This window comes from Terrisporobacter muris (assembly GCF_024621905.1).
Classification (GTDB): domain Bacteria; phylum Bacillota; class Clostridia; order Peptostreptococcales; family Peptostreptococcaceae; genus Terrisporobacter; species Terrisporobacter muris.
In genome coordinates this window covers 1-21,595 of record NZ_JANKBY010000028.1, presented here as the reverse complement: position 1 = coordinate 21,595, position 21,595 = coordinate 1, and the positions used below count along the sequence as shown (strand labels likewise).

The following is a 21,595-nucleotide window of genomic DNA, read 5'->3' as shown; positions in this document are numbered from 1 at the left end:
CTTTTCTATACATTGGCAATATTCTTCTATATTATTTTCATCTACCTTCTCTTTAGATAATGTTGCTCTTAAACCATACTTATTATTATATACTTTAACTAATAAATCTCCAGCCAATCTAGATGCCAAATATGAAGGTATCTTTTTGTTACATAATTCACCATATGCTTCAATAGTAGAAACTTGATGATATCTACTTACATTACATTCTACACTCGCATCAAGCAATATTTGAGTGCCTATTATATTAGTTATCGTAAAAATATTTTGTAAATCTACATATTTTTCTATATCAGATTCATTCGCACAGTTTATAACAACATCAAACATTTCTTTTTCGAAAATCTATTCCAGGGAGGACTTATTATTTTCATATCTCATTGTATCCATTGCTGCAAAGGTTATTTTTTTTAAGAAATAATATGAATATTGTTACATTTTTAATTTCTTTGCACTATAATTATTTTAGGCTCGAATGATAACTATATGATATAGTCCATTCTTTAAGTTACATATTATTTAATATTAAAGGACAACCTCCCCAAGGTTGTCCACTTTTCATGTCTATTTCGAACAAGGTTGTTGCCTTAATCGATAGCAAAACCATTCGCAAACACGTTGTTCAAATATACTTTCTTAATTCATTTTGAGCAACGGACTTATCTGAAATTTCATGGCGCCCACACAGTGGCTTAAAGCAGTAGCAAAATTATTCGCCAACACGTTGCTCAAAGATAAGTCGTTGGCGACATGAATTAAAAAAGTGACTTAAGCTAAGCCACTTTATTAATTCATTTTAAAATAAAGATGAAAATTACAATATCTATTCAAAGAGTTACAATCTTCTTTGATAAACTGCCAAGTCTCCTTATAATCTCCAGGAGTAGTAAAGTCGTTCTCGCTTAAGAAGTCCACAAAGCCACTTTCTTGACCCACATATTTATCCACAAAATCATAAGAATATGCACGTTTTTTCTCATAAGCTGTATTTTGGCAATTGTGAAGCACATGTTCCAGGTTACATGAGAAAAAATAAACTTTGTAGCCAATTCGCCCAATATGGCTAGTTTGATAAAGTTTATTTAAAATCCCGCTTTTTCTTTGGTTTCGCTCCACAATCAAATCTCTTTTATTTGTAACAATGGAATTATGTGTGTAGAAAGTTTTTTCCTGATTCATATCTTCCTTAACAAAATCTTCCTTAATAAAAGCCCCATCTGTATCAACTAAGTGAATTATTTCTTTTATATCTGTTTTTTTTAAACCATTATTCTGTGCTAAAAATTTCTTTACTTGGCTGTCAATCTTTCTAATAATATTTTGACAGTTTGAATTAAAATCCGCTGTAATATCTTGATTTATTACGTGAAATTGAACACTGCTGTCTTGTACTAATTTTGAAAGAATTAAACTCAGAGACATTTCATCGGTGATTCCTTCTACTATAAATAGTACTATTTTCTTCGTCTTCATCATCTGCTGTTATCCCTGCCATGTCTATTCGCCTCATCTCTTTTCATCTTAACTATTACCATTTCCAAGCATCCATGCCTTTCTAAAAGCGTAGTTTATCTCATATTTATTAGTCTCATCGTACAAGTCTTCTTTCTGTCCACCAAGCATAATACCTCTATAATAAAAATCACGAAGGTTGTTGCCAACTTTTGCATTGTTTAAACTTATGTATCTATTGTTTTCATTTGTCGTCGTAAACACAACAAGCTCTTTATTCAATTTTTCCAAAGCTCTCAGATTATGAGATGTAAAAATCAACTGTCCTTTGGCACTTTTACTTAAAATTTCAAGAATTTCTCCTAATAAATATTCAAAAATACCTGCATCCAACTCATCCACAGCAACTAAAATATTTTCATTATTATACATTCCTATTAAAACACTTAAAATAGAAATAATTTTCTTGATTCCGTCAGATTCGTACTTTAAAGGGATCTTTCTTCCATTTCTCACTGACAAAAGCTCCACCTTAAATGCTTCTTTTGAATTACTTAAAGTTTCCTTACCATAATTTTTTATTTCTATCTTTAATTTTGGAACTAAAGTATTCAACACCACGTTAATTTGTTCCAAAATTTTCTTCACTGTCTCCAGTTTATCCATATCAATAACAGATAAACCAAATAAGTTTAGTCCAATATTACCTCTCATATTTACCTTCTTGTTTTCCAACATAAAACTAAGAGGTATCATCCTATTACTTGTTATGGCTCCCAACTCATCATTTTGTATAACAAAGATGTTAAATATTGCAAAGTTTCTTAAAATAGCTAGAATTTTACTATTCTCTGGGCTAGTTTTTGCAAAAGATGTTAGCAAAAGTGAGAAGGTCTTTGGACTAAAAATAAAGGATGTGGAATTTTCCTGAGAAAGTCCTTTCGCAATACCAAGCCCCACCTTTTTATCAGTAGAGTTTGCTGCTTCTCTGTAATTCTTTATGGGTCTAAAAGTATAGTCCTCATCATCCATATCATAATCCACGATGGTGATACTCTTTCTCCACTGATTTTCTTCCCATTTGGAATAGCTCAACTTCTCCCTAAAAACTTCAACAGTTATATCCTTGTCATCATGTACACTTATAATTCTGTGTTCATCCATTCCTAAAACTTTGTCCTTCTCTAAGTTCATTTCACTGTTATTATTAATATCCGTAACTTTATTGTATTCAACATTATTGCCAATATTTTCACTTAAATCTAGCATTTCATTATATTCCATACTTAAATCATCTGGAAAAGCTCCACTTTTATAAGTTTTTCTTAACTCAAATTTATAAAAGACCCTATAAGTTTCACCTTTATCAATTATCCTAAATTCAAATCCAAGGGCTGCTGAGTTCTTCTCACAAGAAATAAAGTTGCAAAAATTAGGATTTAACTTTTGTCCAGAAATCACCATTCTAAAAAGATAAAGAGCGTTTATTACAGAAGTTTTACCTGAGCCATTTTGACCATAAATACCCAAAATATTAGATATCTTTCCTGTCTCTCTATCTTCTTTAAAGTCAATCTTTCCATACTTTACATTTTTAAAGTTTTCCAACTCCAGCCCCTTCAACTTCACAATCCTATCTTCCATAAAATCACCTCCACAGTACAACAAAACACCCAATCTCCAAGATGGGTGTTTTATTTCATTTTTTTATTACATATTTCATAACAAAAAAAGTAATTGGAGTGGCAACTATTGCTGTAATCACTGGTGCCACCTTACTACTCATATTTAGCCTATCCACCAACAAAATTATTCCTAAATATTGAATAATAAAGTTAGGTATATAAGTTAGTGGAAAAATTAAAAACTTCTTCACACTAGGCTTTTGTTTATATGTAAAATAAGTATTCAAAAAATAAGATCCTAGGATACTAACTACATAACCCAAAACAAATGAAATTCTATATGCAAATTTAAATATATCCATAAAAACCAAGTAAGATAAATAGTAATCAGCAGTATTAATACACCCAACAATGGCATATTTCACAAATTCAACTAAATTACCTCTATCTTTAATATTTATAAAAGTTCTATCCATAAAACTGTCTCCTTCTTTTAATGATTTGACTATTCTTTATGGTTATCTTTTATTTTGCAGTTTTTATGCTAATTTCATTCTTAATTATTTGATATATCATTATATTTCAATACTTTTTTAATATTTTTGTGAATTATATCATTAATTCTTTGTTTATTATTATATTTTAATACTTATTTTATTAATTTTTTTCTTCCTTTTAAAACTTTTATACACAATAACACTAATACAATACCTACAAAACTTCCAGATGAGTCTATCATCACATCTCTCACTTGTCCTGCTCTTCCTGGTACAAAAAGTTGATGAATTTCATCTGAAATAGCATAAACTACACATAGTAAAAATGCAAACTGAGGCTTTTTATTTATTTTTTCAAATTGTAAAAATGTAAGTATTGATAAAATCCCCAGTATCATATATCCAATAAAATGAGCACTTTTTCTCGTTATAAATTGAAGATTTTCCACTACGTTTTCCTGAACTTCTTCTGGTTGCTCATTAAAATTCGGCACTGCCGATAAAATCATTTTAATAGTGCCTCCACTTGTATTTGATGATACTTCTGAATTTTGTGATGACATTGAAAATATAAATGCCATCCAAATTACAAGCAACACGGCGAAAATACTTTTTTTCACTGTTATTCTCTCCTTTCTCAAATTATATTATAGTCCATTTTTATATTTTTGTACAAAAATAGGACCATCTCTTTTGAGATAGTCCTTTATCAAGAATATGAAAATCTTATTTTCTCTTCTTCTTTTTTTTCTTTTTCTTCTTTTTATGTATACCTTTTTTATCTGGTTCTTCTGTTTTCACAATTTTGCAAGACTTACGTATGTTGTAGTACATAAATGCACCTATTATAAATAACACTGCTATGCTTGCTTTGTCTAATGCATTCCCCACCTTATTTCCCATGGTAAAATATCTGGCAACTAGTAATATAATTGAGACAAATCCATACGCCATAATGTGAGTTCCTGCTACTTTTGCCACTTTCTTATTATCATATTTTTTCTCATTAACAAAAATTATGTAGCGCCCTAGGTTGTATCTTAGTGTTGCATAACCTAGGCCAATGGCAAGTATGCCTATAATTAAATCCGTATATAATCCCGTCATATTATCCCCTCCTTGTCCAAATACATTATATCATTTGTTGGAGGTAAATCATAACAATATGATTATATAAATATATATTAAAAAATTCGCTTCGCTCATATCGCCAACGATATGCCTTCGCTAGCGCTTCAGGCAAATCCGTTGCTCAAAAATTACCTTGTTCAAAACTTCATTTGGTCACCTCGTCGACTATATACCCTCGTTATCAATTCGGATACATCCGTTGCTCAAAATTTCCTTTGGTAATATCGTCAACGATATATCCTCGTTACCACTTTAAGCCACTATGTGGGCGCCATGAAATTTCGGATATATCCGTTGCTCAAATTCCCTTTGGGCAAAGTTTTCTACTTAACTTTTATGTTTTTTACGTTACTGTAGTAGCTATATATATTGCCGCAGTCGGCAGTTCTGTAGGCTCTCACTTTGTAATAATATGTTTTTCCTGTTTTCAAACCTTCATCTGTAGTATTTAAAGTGGAACCACTTGTGACAGTTTTTATTTTTTTATAACTACCTGTTTTACTGTCTGCTCTGTATACTGCGTATCCATAAGCTCCAGTGATTTTCTTCCAGCTAATTTTTACCTTCCCTGTTTTAGTTGTATTTCCTGTATTCTTCGATGAAGTTGAAGATACTGTAATAACTGGTGTGTTACATTTTGTGCTGGCTTTTAATTTTGTAGAATATGAACCATAGTCCCTACTATTCCCAACTTTTCTGTAGGCTCTAACTTTATAATAGTATGTTTTTCCTGTTGATACATTTTTATCTGTAAAATTATTATTAGTTCCTCCACTAAGTTCTCCTATTTTTTTGTATGTTCCATCTTTACTAGTTGCTCTATATACTCTGTATCCACTGGCATAACTAGCTTTGTCCCAACTCAATTTAATTAAAGTTTTATAAGATGAATTCTGTTTTAGATTTTTTACCTGTGATGGATATTTAGTTTTTCCATAAAAAACATTTGAATAATCGCCATAAAGATTTTCATCACCCACTGTTTTATATGCTCTTATTTTATAGTAATATGTTTTACCACTAATTAGTCCTCCATCTGTATATGTATTTGAAGATTTATTGGAAACTGTGGCTACTTTAGTATATTTTCCATCTTTTGATGTAGATCTGTAAATTCTATAACCTGTTACACCGTATTCTTTGTCCCATCTAACTTTCAAAGAATCAGTGGTATTACTTAAAATTCTTACCCCAGAAACTTTACTTGGATAAATTTTAAATGTTGCCATTTTTTGACCAGTATAACTGCCTATGCCTACTATATTTATAGTTCCTTTTCCACTTGATATATTTTCTCCATAATCTAAAGAATAATCTTTGCCTTCTTCAAGAATTTTATTATCATATGTAGCTGTAATACTTGGTTTTAAATTTCCACTGTAGGATATGAATTTTTCTCCATTTCCTATTTTTGTAATTTTACAATCATTAATATCATATCTAACTTTCACACTACAACTTGCCTTTTTACCCTTTTTAGTTGTAGCTGTAATTGTTGTATGACCTAAACTTATACCTGTTACTTTTCCTTTTGAATCTACTTTTGCCACACTTTCATTACTACTGCTAAAAGACTGAATTTCATCATTATAATCCAGTTGAATTCCATATAGTTTAAATGACTTTCCCATACCTATTGTTTTTTGTAGCTTATTTAAAGAGAATTTTTCACCATAATAATCAACATCTTTGTAAGAAGTCTTTGACATTGGATAAGCTAAATTAAACTCCTTTGTAGTAAATTGTGAATCTCTTTTGTGGTCTTCGAATTCTACATTATTTCTCAGGAAATATGTATAATAAACATAATTATCATCGCCGTTGGAAGCATCCCAAGTATTATCTATGTTGTACCACTTCGTCCCTATTTTTCCAATGTTCCATGCATGATAGTCACTGCCTGCATAACCTGTGATACATCTTACACCTAATCCCAAATCTTTCATCATTTTATATGTTAAAGCTGCATACCCATTGCATACCACATTTTTTGAAACAATACCGTCATAGGCAGAGAATTTCGTTAAATCATAATCATATACTATATTTTCAGTAATAAAATCATGTACAGACTTAGCTTTAGTATATTCATCTGCATTGTAAACATCTAACTCATCTAGTACTTTTTTTACTTCGTAGTCCACACGTTGTTCTTGTTTATAAGTAGAAAGATATTCCATTTGAAAAATAAATTTAGTTTCAGTTGACTTACTGTCATTCCAGTCTACATAAAAATTACTCCAGTGTCTAAAAAGATAGTCTCCTTCACTGGAATTAGCGTTGGCATTATCTTCTACTGCCATGGCAAATAAGTCTGCATATAAAGTGCTATAATTCTTCTGCTTTATTGTAAATTCAATAGTTCCACTTCTCTTTACCATCTCTCTTCTTAAATAATTTGCAGCATCTTTCTTTGTATAAAAAACATTAGTTGAGTATGGTGTTACTGAAGATTTTGGCGAGTAGGTTTTTACATTCACTCCTTGGTACAAAGGATTTACTACTTTTCCATCTTCCTCTTCTATAACCTGAAGTTCATCTTTTGAACTTCCAATAGAAATAACTTTTGGACTTGTTTCATAAGCAGAACTTAAATTTTCTGCAAAAATATTAAAATCTCCTATTGAGATTAAGTTAAAAATCAGTAAGGAGCATAAAAATAAACTTATTGTTTTCTTTAAACCTTTCATATCATATCCCCCAGAATAATATATTTTTAAAATTGGAGTAAAATTTCCTCATTCTTAATTATTCTGCTATTTGACCAAAATTCCTTTTTATGTCTATTTTTTTGCACAACAAAAAGGAACACTAATTTTCAATTAATGCCCCTATTTCCCATTTACAGTTTCCTACAACAATTACAAAGTTAATTATGTAAGAAAATATCCCAATCTCATATACTATCCCCCAAATAATTCAAAAATTTTTCCTTTGTATCTTTATATTTAGACTGACTAACAGGAACTTTATCACCGCTTTTTAAAATGAATTTATTTGTAGTTAGAATATTTACTTTCTCCATGTTTACAATATAACTTTGATGACATCTTATAAATTTCTCTGGTAAAATATTTTCTATTTCGTTTAATTTTTTGTATATAGTTTTTTTGATTTTATCACAATGGATTATAACAGTTCTTAAATGGCTTTCCATATAATTCACATCATTTAAATTAATTGAGACAACCTCTTTCTTTATCTTTATATTTAAAATTTCTTCTTTATTGACCTTTATAACTTCCATAGCTTTATTTAAAGCTTTTTTTAGTTTTTCTTCATTTATAGGTTTTGTAAGATAATCCAAAGTTTCAACTTCAAATATATCCTCCACGTAAGATGCATTCCCTGTTATAAATATGATCTTTATATTATTAAATTTTTGTTGAATTTTTTTCGCAATATCAATGCCCAAATGATCTTTTAAATCTATATCTATAAAAATAATATCTGGATTACTTATATCACTATTTATATATTCTATTAAATCATACCCGTTTTCAAAAGTTGTAATTTCACAATTGTCCTCTAATATAATTTCTATTTTTTGCTTTAAATATTGCAAGATATTTTTATCATCGTCACATATGGCAATATCCAATTTAATCCCCCCCCTTATACAAAAATAATCACTACCCCTAGGATATTTTTTCTTTACTTGTATTAATATTCTCTTAAAGTTTTTTATTCCCTTTTTTTAGTAAAAATACTATAATTTTCATCAATAAATAACATGAGAGTAGTAAAAAGCTCTCAATAAGCCTATTATCTGAGAGCTTTTTATCATATTGGTTTATGGGTTTTTACAGAGAGTATATAGTTAATTGGGTATTGATACCTAAACTGTAACTTTATTTATAACTTTTACGCCTAGTTCTTCCAAACGTCTCACAACAAAATCTCGGTCTTTATTTACTTCCTCCATCAAATAAGCTATATCTTCTTCATCAATTTCTTTTAGCTTATTATTAACAACTGCATTTTTTATAAAATTATTTTTTAATCTATCCATATCTAAATCATTAGATTGAATATCACCTATGTTCCAAGGAATTACTATATTCTTACCTGGAATGTTTTCAACAGGATTTCCTCTTCTTACTTCTATACCATTTTGTTTTGCAAAAGTAAGCTGTGGCATTGGGTGTTTTCCAGCTCCTGTGTATTCTGTTTCTTGTACTACTATTATTTGATCCTTATCCATTTCTTTTGCTATGGAAATTGCTGCTGCAAGAGAAGTATTTCCTGCCGGTCCTCTTTCTATTCCTTCCACTTGAGCTAATGCTTCTGTTACATAGAAAACTTCTCCTTGCGTAACTGTTACATATCTGTCCATATATCTAAGAACCCTCGCTGCATTTCTTGGTACGTCAGATCTATCTGGCCAAGTAGCAAATGGGACACCAAATCCTGTATGACCTGTTGTGAAAGATTTTTTGTTAAATGCATGATCAGATGCCATGTGTAATCCACTTAAATCAACAGATGCTCCTACTATTTTAGTATCTTTTGCTCCAGCTAAATTTAAACCTCTTGCCGTACCTGTAAGATTTCCTCCACCTGCATGTGTTGCCACTACCACATCTGGATATTTACCTTCCATTTCCATCATTTGATTAGCTAATTCGTATCCTAAACTTTCCACACCTGCTATCCCAAATGGAGTATATAAAGAAGCATTGAAGTATCCTGTTTCTTCTAATAATTTTAAGAATGTATAAAATAGCTCTGGTCCAACTGTTAATTGTATAACTTCTGCACCTAGTGCTTCACATTTTCTTGTTTTTTCTAGTATTTCTGGTTGTCCTACTTTTTTAGAATCAAATACTTCTTGAACTATTATACATTTTAGTCCAAGTTGAGCTGCTTGTGATGCTACAGCTGCACCGTAATTTCCACTAGTTGCTGCTATTACACCTTTGTATCCCATTTTTTTAGCATGATAAACAGATATAGCTGCTCTTCTTGCTTTAAATGATCCTGATGCATTTGCTGCTTCGTCTTTTACAAATATCCTAGCTCCCTTACCTTCTTTTGAATATTTTCTAACTAAAGCAGTTATATTTTTAAGTTCAACTAAAGGTGTCCCTCCTACTTTTGTTTCTTTTTGTATTTTTATTATATCTTCTATTGAATATCCAACTGATGCCATCATTTTTTCATAGTCAAAAGCTATCTTTCCATGTTCAAAAACACTATAATCAAGTCCTACTGCTTGCTTCATTATGTCATTTTTTCTACCCATTACGGCTAAGTAAGACATATCCTTCATATCTACATCCCCTTCTCATTAATTAAATCTTTCTTAGAAAATTTAATAGATTTAATATCTTTATATTTATTAAATAAACTTTTCTTTATATTTTTAATTTTATTTGTTTAGCTCTTCAATCTCTTTTCTAAGTTCCATTCCTACTTGAATTAATTCCTTTACTGGTTCACCAAAATCATGTACATGTCTAGGATTAATTGCGCATAATTGTCCTCTAACATTTCTTCCTATTATAGTTTCTATCTCTATTTCATCACCTATAGTTGCTTCTTCTGTCATCATCAGTCCTCTTATCCATTGAACTAAAGGCACTTCTTTTGTATCATCTGGTACTTGAGGTGCTCTTTCTTCTGGCTTCAAAAGTACTTCTTGAATCTCTACCCAATCACCTTTTTTTGCTAAAATCATTTTCTACTATCTCCCTTCTCAATTTAGACATCCTATATTTCATAAACTCAAAGCCTATAATTTGTCAGAATAGACCCTGAGTTTAATTAGCATCTTAAATTTTTAAGCTTCTGCTTCAGCTAAAGTCTTTACTTCTTCACCTTTACTATTTACATACATTCTTCCCCAGCCACTTATCATGGCAAATAACATTACTACAAGCAATGCCCAACAGTAAATTATCCATGGAGACATTTGAGTTGTTGTAAGTGCAGGCACCATACTACCAAATTGTTCACTAGCTTGAACTGACAAGTTTTTAGTAAGTAATAAAGCTGGTGTCCAAGGTAGGGAATAAACTAATGTACAAGCTGTTGCATCTAATAAGTTCGCCCTTCTATATGGAGATATTTTATATTTTTCCCCTAAAGGCTTAGCAAAAGATGTTCCTATGGCAAGGATTGGTGGTGCATTTAATCCCATTATTCCTGACATTGCAAGCGCCAATCCTCCTATACTCATTTCAACTCCACGAGCAGTATGTACAAATTTCTCTGTCACACCTATTAAGGCTTGATCTCCTCCACCTTTTTGCATAATTCTAACACATGCTAAAACTAAAAGAGCCAGTATACAAATATCAACCATTCCACCAATTCCATCTACTAGTAAACCTTGAACTGTACCTTCTTGTATAAATAACAAGTCTGATGGGCTTATCATTCCAAGTCCACATCCAAATATTGCAGCTGCTATTGTTCCTATAGTTGTTGCTGCTATTATATGATAGCCTTTAATTGCCAAAGTAATTGTTATAGCTGCTGGTATTAACATAAACAATCCTTTTGGATTCATATATTGAGAAACTAACTCATAAGGAATATCTTGAGCTACTCCCCCACCACCAAATAACATAATTACTACTAAAGTAGCTGCTCCAGCCACCAAGGAATATTTTAATCTTGATTTTACAACTCCACCCACATCTGCTCCTTGGGTTGCTGCTGAACATATTGTTGTATCAGAAAGCGGTGCCAAGTTATCTCCAAAAGCTCCTCCACCAACTATGGCACCTGCCATAACAACTGGGTTTGCTCCAAGTAAAACACCTGCTGGATATAATACAGACATCCCTGCAACTATTGTTCCAAATCCTGTTCCTGCTGCTGTTGCGAATAATGCACTTGCTATAAATGTAATTGCCACGAAAATTCTTCCACTAGCTCCAATGTTATATGCAAGCCAAATTATCCCTTCAACTAAACCAGATGCTCTTAGAACTGATGCAAAAACACCTGCAAATATCCAACATGCTATTGGTGTTACTGCTATTGGATCTGCCATACCTTCTATTACTGTATCACAGTAAGTTTGTTTATCCTTGGCAAAGAAATATGTTGCCATGATTCCTAATAATGCGCCAATCCACATCCCCCTTATATCTGGGGCGTTAAGTAGTGATATATAAATTGCTATGATTATAAATACTCCAAAAGGTAAAAAGGATGTCCATCCTCCTCCATAAAACTTAAGCGCCTTTTTCTCTTCCATATATAAAACCCTCCATTTTATAATTGATTATTATATCTGTCTTTATATTTAAGCAAGTTATATGCCAAGTTTTGGTTTTTATTGGAAAATAATGTATTTTTGAATAAAATTGAAGGATTATTCTATAAAATGCTTATAGTTGACTAGTTTTTATTTTGATAAAGTATAAAGTACTTACAATAAAAAATTCGCTTCGCTCATATCGCCAACGAGATGCCTTTGCTCCGCTTCAGGCAACTCCGTTGCTCAAAATTTACTTTTTTACTATTTCTCAAACGTATCTCTATTACTTAGATATAGGAGTTTTCCACAAGCGTAAGAGTATTATAATATGCTAGTAAGTAAAAAAGGAAAAACACTTCCAGCAAGTCTCACATTTTATCAAATAAATGTGCAACTTTTTTCCACCTGGAAATATTTTTCCTACTAAGTATGTAATTTTTTTCACACTATAAATCTTCTTTTACGTTATACTCCACTATTTTATTAAAAAGTTGTCTTCTACTAATTTCTAAATATTCAGCACTTTTTGTAATATTACCATTAAATCTATCTAGTACCTTTTTTATATAATTTGCTTCTGCTTCTTGTTTTATTTCTTTTAAAGGTTTAATATCTTCCAATTTCAAAAAGTTGCTACATTCATCCTCTTTATTATCTAAAACATTTGTGGATACAAGTTCCTTTCGAATAATTCCATTGTCTGATAAAACCACAAGTCTGTCTAAAATATTTTTCAACTCTCTTATGTTTCCCTTATACTCATAATTCAAAAGATAATTCATCACATCCCCTTCCACCTTTACAATTTTTTTATTGTATTTGGCAGAAGATTTTTTCAGAAAGAAGTTAATTAACATTGGTAAATCTTCTTTTCTTTCTTTCAATGATGGTAAATGAATAGAAATAGTATTTATTCTATAAAATAAATCTTCTCTAAATTCTTTGTTTTCTATGGCCTCTCTAATGTCCTTATTAGTAGCACAAATTAATCTAAAATCCACATCTATAGGTTTATTGCTCCCAATTTTTTCTATAGTTCTATTCTCCAAAACTCTAAGCAGCTTTACTTGAGTATTTAAATCAATTTCTCCCACTTCGTCTAAAAACAAAGTTGCACCATGTGCTTCTTCGAAACGACCTATTCTTCTATTCGTTGCTCCTGTAAAAGATCCTTTTTCATGACCAAATAATTCAGATTCTAGCAAAGAACTTGATAAAGATTGACAATTTACTGCCACAAATTTTTCATTCTTTCTTTTACTATTTTCATAAATAAACCTAGCCATTACTTCTTTTCCTGTTCCTGATTCTCCTGTTATAAGCACATTTACATCGGCACTGGCTGCTTTTTGAGCAATTTTTATGATTTTTCTAAAATTATAGTTTTTAGTATCTAGTAAAAACTTATCATTTACTTTTTCAACTTTCTCAACACTTTCACACTCTACTTTAATTTTTTCAATTTCCCTTAAAAGCTCTCCTGGGTTATTTCCTTTTATAAAATATCCAAAAGCTCCCTTTTTCATTGCCTCCACAGCATTTTTTATAGTTCCAAAACCAGTAATTAACATAACATAAGTATCCACATAATTATTTTTTATTTCTTCCAACAAATGAATTCCATCCATTCCATTCATTTTTAAATCTGTTAAAACTAGTTGAAATTTCTCTTTTTCTAGTATTTCTAAAGCTTCTTCTCCACTATTGGCCACTTTAGTTTCATATCCTTCACTTTGCAAAATCATATTTATAACTTCTTGATATTGTACTTCATCATCTACCACAAGTATTTTAAATTTATACATCTAAATCAAATCCCCCTTTATAGGTATTTCAATCCTAAATGTTGTCCCCTTATTTATTTCACTTCTAGTTATTTTAATACTTCCACCAAGTTTTTCCACCTCATTATAGACTATAAAAAGTCCTAATCCCGTTCCCTTTCCTGGATTTTTAGTTGTGAAAAATGGATTAAATATATTATCTAAATTATGTTTTTCAATACCAATCCCCATATCAGTAATATCAATTTGTATAACAGGATCTTTATTAATACAAGTAACTTCTATAATTCCACCATTTGGCATGGAGTCAACAGCATTAGTAATTAAATTTATAAAAATATGTTTTAAGCTTTCTTCATTAGTATTAATAAATATATTTTCACAAGATAAAGTTGCTTCTATATTCATCTCTTTCATTGATTTTTTTTCAAGTTGTAAAATGGAAAGCAAAAACTCTCTTATATTAATTTCTTTAAATTCATCTCCTGAAATAGCAGAGAAATTAAGAAGATTGTCTATAATACCACTGGCTCTTTCTACTGATAATTCAATATTATCTATACTTTTCTGATAGATTTCCTCATTTTGCCTAGCATTTTTCCCTTTTAGAAGATAACAGTAATTTCTAATAACGCCTAGAGGATTTCTTATTTCATGGGCAATACCAGCAGCAAGTTGACCAATAGCCGCCATTTTTTCTGATTGTAACAATTGCTTTTCTGTGGCCTTTCTATTTGTAATATCCTCTACTGTGATTAGCATATCATAAGCTTTATTTTCTTCATCTTTATTATTTTTTAACTGATCTATATCCTTTATATTTCTTACATGAATTGTATAAATTCTATTATTATAATTAAATTCAAAAGGTATTTCTTTGTTATTTTTCACATCAATAGTCTCCCAAACATATTTAAACATATCATCTATTTCATATACCCTCTTGCTAGAAGACTCTTCCTTTGTAAAATTACAATACTCATAAAAAGCTCTATTTCCATTTAAAATACGCCCTCTACTATCTACAATAACAATATTCCTATTAAAAACATCAAATGCTGCCTGTAGCTCATTTTTACTTCTATTAAGTTCCTTTGTTCTATCAGTAACTGCATTTTTCAAAGATCTATTAATCAAACAAAATAAATATGTGAATAAGATAAAAATAAAAATTATACTTAGTACGATCTTAGCTGAATAAGTTTCCTTTTCTCCTGTATAAGTCATGGTTGCAGAAATACCGAACCATTTTTGTTGCATTTTTTCCATTATGTTATTTTTATTTAAAGAGTAAATTCCCTTATTTATAATATTAACTAACATTTCATGACTTTTAGGAACTGCCAAAACCACATCATTTTCATATATTGCTTTTTCTACTATTTTTAAATCATCTTTATAATTATTTTCCTGAATAAAATAACTACAAACTGGTTCATCACCAACTACAGCATCAGCCTCTCCATTTTTTAATAATTTCAAAGCCTCATTTATATCTGCTACATAAATATACTTAGCATTTGTCACATTATCTTCTAAAAATTCATTTGTATAGTCTCCTAACTGAACTGCTATTGTTTTATCTTTCAAATCCCCAATATTTGCTATATCTTTATTACTCTCATTAGTTACAATAACTCCTCTTAACTTATAAATTGGATTACTAAATAAATAATTTTTTGACCTTTGTGTACTTGGAAACATATCACATATATCTGTATTTTCGTTTTTTAACTCTGCTAGTGCCTTATCCCAAACTAAAGGCCTTACCTCAATTTGCAAGCCACTTTCTATGGATAAAGAGTTTAAATAATCAATAAAAATCCCTTTATACTGATTATCTGTATCCACATATCTAAGAGGTGGTGCATTTTTATCTGCTCCATAAATTATATCTCCATGATTTTTCAACCATTGTTGTTCCTCTTTTGTTAATGGCTTTGATATAGTAAAATATTCAACTAAATTTACACCATATTGAGTTTCTACTATATAATTAATTAGATTTAATATGAAAATTAATATCAAAACTCCTAGCATATAAATCTTTTTCTTCATAATAACCCCTTTTTCTTCTTTTTTATACTCAATATAATTATATAGTTTATACTCAATATAATTATATAGCATTTTTTCAAACCATCTAATAATAGTTTTCAATATATGGTAAAATAATATATAGACGTAAATTATTATTAGGAGTGAAGTCAATGATAATAGGAATAATTGGTCCTTTATTTTCAAGTACAAAAATAAAAGACTGCTTAAAAGAGATAGATCCACACATGGAAATTAAAATATATATTAGAGAAAAAGTTGAAGACACTTTAGAAGTAATTGCTGATTGTGAAAATGAATGTGATGCCATTTTATTTACTGGATGCGCTGTAAGTGAATATGTAAAAGAGCATTACGATATAAAAAAACCTTATGATTTTGTATCCAGGGGTGGTACAAGTATTGTAAAAGCCTTATGGGAAATAAAGTTAGATAATGCTAACTTTGACAAGATAAGTATAGACGTTATAGAAAATGAAGTATTAGAAGATATAATAAAAGATTTTTCCATTGAGCCTACTAACTTATATAGTAATCCATTTAGTGAACAAAGAAATGAAAACCAAGCTATTCAATGGCATAAAGATTTGTATAATCAAGGTAAAACAGATGTAATGATTACTGGTTTTAGTGATGTTTATAGCGAGCTAAAAAAAGAAGGCTATCCTGTATATAGATTGGAACCTACTATCCCTTTAATTAAAGTGGCCTACAAACAACTAAAAAGTAAATATGCCTTAAATAAAGCTCAATATTCTCAAATTGCAGTGGAAATCTTAAGTTTTTCAGATAATAAAAATGATATAGAATACTACTATTCTAATATGATAAAAAAATCAGATATGGATAAATTTATTATAAATTATGTTAGAAGTATCCAAGGTTCATTATTTCCATTTGGCCGTAATGAGTATATAGTATTTGCCAATAAAGGTGCTATTTACGATAAAGAAAACTACAACAAGTTATTGGAATTATCTAAGGATATTAAAAATATTGGTTTTTATCTTAACATAGGTCTTGGAATAGGTACAACTTCTTATCAAGCTGAAACAAATGCAAGAAAAGCTCTGATTAAATCTATAGATTCCAAATCATCTCATATATATATGGTAGACGAGAATGATACTATGATTGGACCTTTAGGTGAAGAAAAAGAGTTAAACTACTCTCTTAAAGTATCTGATGAAAAACTAATACAAATATCTGAAGCTACTGGACTTAGCTGTGAATCTATTGTTAAAATCATGGCTTTAAATGAAACTAGAAAAAGCAATATATATGATTCAAAAGAGCTGGCTGATTTGTTAGATTTAAGCGAAAGAAGTGCCAGAAGAATTCTACAGAAAATAATATCTTGTGATTTGGGACGAGTTATTGCCAAGGAAACTAGCCATGGCAAAGGAAGACCTAAAAATCTTACAGAGATTTTATTTTAATTCTAAATCTATAAAATAAAAAAGGGCTTTGCACAATTCATTTATGTGAGAGCCCTTTTAATATTCTATCTTTCATTATTTAATATATAATACTTAAACCACTCTATATTTATGGGGTAATTAATTCATATAATCAAAAGTGTAAGTATTTGTATTTTGTTCCATAAAGTCTAGATAACTATCCTTTGTGAATTTTGGCGTAAAACCTTTGATTATATTTTTTGCTGTTTTTGCATCATCATAAAGTAAATCTATTAATGTCATTGCCATGGCCTTAGCTGGAATTATATAAGCTAACTCTTCGTCATCCATTTTGTAATCCTGAGTATGAAGAGCTCCACTTACACCACCTATCCAAGGGTGAACAACTGGCATTAATTGTGATAAATCACCAAAATCAGTAGAACCAGCAGTTACGACAACATCTGTTATTGTACTATCATCTCCACCCATTAATTCTACGAAATTCTTTTTGAAAACTGAGTCCATAGTATTGTCAGAATCTAATGGTAAAAATCCTATGGAGTCTTCTATTGTAACTTTACCTCCAAGAGCTAAAGCTGCTGCGTGTAAAGATCTATTTACTTTTTCATTTGCATCCATCATAGCTTCTACTGTAGCTGCTCTAACCATAAACTCCATAGTTACTCTAGAAGGAACAACATTTACAACATCTCCACCATGATTTATTATTGAACTGATTCTTACTTTATCTTCATCTTTAAAAGTATCTCTTTGAGAATCTATATTATTTGTTGCAAGTGTTGCCATTTTTAAAGCATTTACTCCTAAATGTGGAGATATACCTGCATGAGCAGACTTACCTACAAAAGTTGCTGATTTTGCAATAAAACCATTTGTGTATGATTTTATTATGCAGTTTTTGTTATCTTCAAAATTTTGAGCATGGAACATCATTGCCATGTCCACATTGTCAAAATATCCTCTATATAAAAGTTCTTGTTTTCCACCTACATATTTGATTTCATTTTTGTCCTGTAATGTTTTTCTAAACTCTAAATCTATACATTCTTCTGCTGGAACTGCCATAAAGTCTATTTGACCATCTAAATGTTCTAAAACACCAGAGTCTACAATACCTAAAGCACATCCTAACATTCCAGCCACTTGTATGTTATGACCACAACAGTGCATGTTTCCTATTTCACTAGCATCTTTGTGTTCAGGGCACATTACAGAGTCTAACTCTCCCATAACAGCTATCTTAGGACCATTTTTATCTTTATTTAAAGAAGTCATACATCCTGTTACTGCTATGTTTTCCTTAATATCTACACCTAAACTTTTGAAAAATTCGCTTGCTGTTTTTGTAGATTCAACTTCTTTGAATCCAAGCTCTGGAGTAGAATAAATCTTTCTCCCAGCTTCTATTATTTTATCTTTATTTTTGTCTATTTCTTCTAAACAACGTTGTTTTAATTCATTTATGTTCATTATATTTCTCCATGTCTTTCTAAAAATTTTATGGCAATATAAACCCTATAAAGCCATCATATGATATACCATTTGTGCAGCTTGGTACATTTCATCTGTATTAACATATTCATTAACTGTATGAACTTCATACATTCCAACACTTAATATTGCACATCTATATCCTAAATTAGCTATAATGTTGGCATCACTTCCTCCACCTATTATCATAGGATTTGGCTCTATACCAACTTTTCTTATTGCTTCTTCACTTAATTTAAATACATAGCTATCCTTGCTTAACTCAAAACTTGGATATGCATTTTCATTTATAAACTCACAAGTTGCATTGAATTTTTCTGCTGCATCCACACAACATTTTTTCATATGTTCTATTTCTTCTGCTAATCTTTTTGGTACATGAGATCTTATTTCCGCAGTGAAAGTAACTTCATCTGTAACTATATTTGTAGCTCCTCCACCTTCTATTCTACCTATGTTTGAAGTAGTAAGTTCGTCAAGTCTACCTATATGCATATTGCTTATAGCATGAGAAGCAACTACTATTGCATTTATACCCTTTTCAGGCTCTATACCTGCATGGGCTTTTTTTCCATGGAAAGTAACTTTTATAGTTTCTTGAGCTGGTGCTTTGTAAGCTATTACACCTGTTGCTCCACCTGCATCTAAAATTACCACATCTTTACATGGTAGATTTTCTGATTTAAAGTTTTTCGCTCCATTTAATCCTGATTCTTCACAAGCTGTGAATAATAAGTATATATCCCTGTGAGGAACTTTATCTTCTAATACACACTCAAGTGCCTCTAATATAGCTGCTATTCCTGCTTTATCATCTGCTCCTAAAGTAGTAGTTCCATCAGTTTTTATTAAATTTCCATCTATTACAGGCTTTACTCCTAAGCATGGCATAACTTGGTCCATGTGAGCAGCAAAACATATAGGATTTTCGCTATCTTGTCCTTTTATATGAGCTATTACATTTCCTGTATTTCCGCCAAATCCTTCTCCTGCATCGTCTATTTTAGCTTCTATTCCTCTTTCATTAAGGTAGTTTACAAGGAATTTAGCCATTTCTAGCTCTTTACAAGAAGGACTATCTACTTTAACCATTTCTATAAAATTGTTAATTAATCTATCTTTATTTAACATAATCTTCTCTCCTAATCTATTTAAAACAAGGGCATGTGAAAAAACACAGCCCTTTTTAAAATTTATTCAAATTACATTGCGTATGTAGGTAATGCTCCTGGTCCAAGTGGTAATCCAAACATCATGAATATTGCTAATAATACTGACCAAACTACTAAGAAACTTAGAGAGAACGGTATCATATTTGACATTATTGTACCCATACCTGCATTTTTGTCGTACTTTCTTGCAAAGGCTAATACAACTGGGAAGTATGCAAATAATGGAGATATTGGGTTAGTTATACCATCACCTATTCTGAATGCCATTTGAGTTAATGCAGGAGAGTATCCTAACATCATAAACATTGGTACAAATATCGGTGCCATTATAGCCCATTTTGCTGATGCACTACCTATGAATAAGTTAATTATACAACATAGTATTATAAATCCTATTATTAGTGGTACTCCACTTATATTTGCATTTTGTAAGAATTCAGCTCCTTTTACTGATAAAACTATACCTAGATTACTAAGTTCAAATAATTTTAAGAATTGAGATGCTGCAAAAGCAAGTATTATGTAACTTCCCATGTCAGCCATAGATTTACCCATTAAAGAAACTATATCTTTATCATTTTTTATAAGTCCAGTAACTTTACCATAAACTATACCTGGTATGAAGAATAATAATGCCATTATTGGAACCATACCCTTCATAAATGGTGCGTTATTTGATAATAAATCTCCTGTTTCAGGGTCTGCTAAGAATGAATTAGTTCCACCTATTGATAATGCTACTAAAACTGCTACACATGCTAATAATGCAAATCCTGCTAATTTTAAACCTTTTCTTTGTTCTTTTGTTAAATCTGAATTTACATCTAGGTTAGCTTCACCTTTGTACTCCCCAAATCTTGGTGCTATAAACTTTTCAGTTATTATTGTACCTAGTATTGCTAATATGAATGTTGAAGCTATCATAAAGTATAAGTTCATTGTTGCATTTCCAGTGTAATTTGGATCCATCATTTGAGCTGCTGGTATAGTGAAACTTGCCACTAATACGTCAACAACACTTATTATAACGTTTGCTGAGAATCCTAAAGTAACTGCTGCATATCCTGCGAAAAGTCCTATAAGTGGATGTCTACCAACCCCTAAGAATGCTATTGCAGCAAGTGGTGGTAATAATATAGTTCCTGCATCTGATGCAAGGTTAGCAAGCATACCTAGTATCATTACTACTAAAGTAACTGATTTTCCAGATATTTTACTAGCACATGCTTTTATAGCAGCTTCCATAAGTCCAACTTTGTCACACATACCTGCACCTATCATAACTACTAAAACTAATCCAAGTGGTGCAAATCCTTGGAAGTTAGATACTACACTAGCTAAAAGTAATTGTAATTGTTCTTTGCTAAGTAAGTTTACTACTGCTATTGTTTCTCCTGTTCCTGGGTGAACAACTGATAATCCATTTCCAGTATTAGCAATTATACTTGAAGCTATTAAAACTACTATACTGAATCCTAAGAATATTGTAACTGGATCAGGTAGTTTATTTCCCATAACTTCAATTTTGTTTAGAAATCTGTTAAAAAAACTATCTTTTTCTTCTTTTACTTGTGGTGATTTTAAATTTGCTTCCATAATCAAACTCCTTCATAATTCTTTTTTGTCATGTCCATAACTTGTCCTTAAATATAAAATAACCGTTTTCCTTTTTGAAGTCAATACATTTTTATACATTTTTCTACATTTTTTTAATTTATATATAAAATTTTAATATTTAGAAGTGTTTT

17 protein-coding genes are annotated in these 21,595 nt (G+C 30.5%); 1 reads left to right on the top strand and 16 read right to left on the bottom strand.

Translation table 11 applies throughout. The features are described 5' to 3' along the window. The 13 genes from NSA58_RS04100 to NSA58_RS04040 form a co-directional block, all read right to left on the bottom strand. On the bottom strand, positions 1–345 hold a 345-nt coding region (locus NSA58_RS04100), incomplete at its 3' end, for an NAD-dependent epimerase/dehydratase family protein (protein WP_330652536.1). Positions 346–786: 441 nt separating this feature from the next. Continuing rightward, complete coding sequence (locus NSA58_RS04095; protein WP_257560131.1) at positions 787–1,476, bottom strand: hypothetical protein; 690 nt, start codon at positions 1,474–1,476, stop codon at positions 787–789. Between the two features lie 45 nt (positions 1,477–1,521). After that, positions 1,522–3,096 (bottom strand): AAA family ATPase, encoded by a 1,575-nt coding sequence (locus NSA58_RS04090; RefSeq protein ID WP_257560130.1) that lies wholly within the window; start codon positions 3,094–3,096, stop codon positions 1,522–1,524. 55 nt (positions 3,097–3,151) lie between these two features. Next, complete coding sequence (locus tag NSA58_RS04085; protein ID WP_052232917.1) at positions 3,152–3,553, bottom strand: GtrA family protein; 402 nt, start codon at positions 3,551–3,553, stop codon at positions 3,152–3,154. A 173-nt stretch (positions 3,554–3,726) separates the two neighbouring features. Continuing rightward, complete coding sequence (locus NSA58_RS04080) at positions 3,727–4,194, bottom strand: VanZ family protein (RefSeq protein WP_074079976.1); 468 nt, start codon at positions 4,192–4,194, stop codon at positions 3,727–3,729. Between the two features lie 106 nt (positions 4,195–4,300). Continuing rightward, positions 4,301–4,681, bottom strand: a complete 381-nt coding sequence (locus NSA58_RS04075) for a hypothetical protein (RefSeq protein WP_039679083.1) — start codon at positions 4,679–4,681, stop codon at positions 4,301–4,303. Between the two features lie 347 nt (positions 4,682–5,028). Beyond that, entirely contained in the window at positions 5,029–7,395 is a 2,367-nt protein-coding gene (locus NSA58_RS04070) for a fibronectin type III domain-containing protein (RefSeq protein ID WP_257560129.1), read from the bottom strand. A gap of 206 nt (positions 7,396–7,601) precedes the next feature. Then, entirely contained in the window at positions 7,602–8,306 is a 705-nt protein-coding gene (locus NSA58_RS04065; RefSeq protein ID WP_074079978.1) for a LytR/AlgR family response regulator transcription factor, read from the bottom strand. A 237-nt stretch (positions 8,307–8,543) separates the two neighbouring features. After that, positions 8,544–9,977 carry a 2-amino-4-oxopentanoate thiolase subunit OrtB gene (gene ortB, locus NSA58_RS04060; RefSeq protein WP_257560128.1) on the bottom strand — a complete coding sequence of 478 codons (1,434 nt, stop codon included), beginning with the start codon at positions 9,975–9,977 and terminating at the stop codon, positions 8,544–8,546. Positions 9,978–10,076: 99 nt separating this feature from the next. Further along, positions 10,077–10,385: a 2-amino-4-oxopentanoate thiolase subunit OrtA gene (gene ortA, locus NSA58_RS04055; protein WP_139045009.1), complete on the bottom strand. Its 309-nt coding sequence runs from the start codon at positions 10,383–10,385 to the stop codon at positions 10,077–10,079. 102 nt (positions 10,386–10,487) lie between these two features. After that, positions 10,488–11,915, bottom strand: a complete 1,428-nt coding sequence (locus NSA58_RS04050) for a Na+/H+ antiporter NhaC family protein (RefSeq protein ID WP_074079979.1) — start codon at positions 11,913–11,915, stop codon at positions 10,488–10,490. A 449-nt stretch (positions 11,916–12,364) separates the two neighbouring features. Beyond that, a complete protein-coding gene (locus tag NSA58_RS04045) occupies positions 12,365–13,723 on the bottom strand; it encodes a sigma-54-dependent transcriptional regulator (RefSeq protein ID WP_039679088.1) in 1,359 nt (452 codons plus the stop codon). After that, positions 13,724–15,760 (bottom strand): transporter substrate-binding domain-containing protein, encoded by a 2,037-nt coding sequence (locus NSA58_RS04040; protein ID WP_257560127.1) that lies wholly within the window; start codon positions 15,758–15,760, stop codon positions 13,724–13,726. Positions 15,761–15,912: 152 nt separating this feature from the next. Between NSA58_RS04040 and NSA58_RS04035 the strand changes: the two genes are divergently transcribed. Next, a complete protein-coding gene (locus NSA58_RS04035) occupies positions 15,913–17,199 on the top strand; it encodes a transcriptional regulator (protein WP_257560126.1) in 1,287 nt (428 codons plus the stop codon). A 120-nt stretch (positions 17,200–17,319) separates the two neighbouring features. Here NSA58_RS04035 and NSA58_RS04030 read toward each other — a convergent pair whose 3' ends face one another. From NSA58_RS04030 to NSA58_RS04020, 3 genes are all read right to left on the bottom strand, one after another. Then, the gene (locus tag NSA58_RS04030) at positions 17,320–18,654 is read right to left on the bottom strand and encodes an amidohydrolase (RefSeq protein ID WP_257560125.1); all 1,335 of its coding nucleotides are present in this window, start codon (positions 18,652–18,654) and stop codon (positions 17,320–17,322) included. 45 nt (positions 18,655–18,699) lie between these two features. After that, positions 18,700–19,806 carry a M20/M25/M40 family metallo-hydrolase gene (locus NSA58_RS04025; protein ID WP_074429370.1) on the bottom strand — a complete coding sequence of 369 codons (1,107 nt, stop codon included), beginning with the start codon at positions 19,804–19,806 and terminating at the stop codon, positions 18,700–18,702. 71 nt (positions 19,807–19,877) lie between these two features. Further along, complete coding sequence (locus tag NSA58_RS04020) at positions 19,878–21,443, bottom strand: AbgT family transporter (protein WP_039679093.1); 1,566 nt, start codon at positions 21,441–21,443, stop codon at positions 19,878–19,880. Positions 21,444–21,595: the final 152 nt, after the last annotated feature.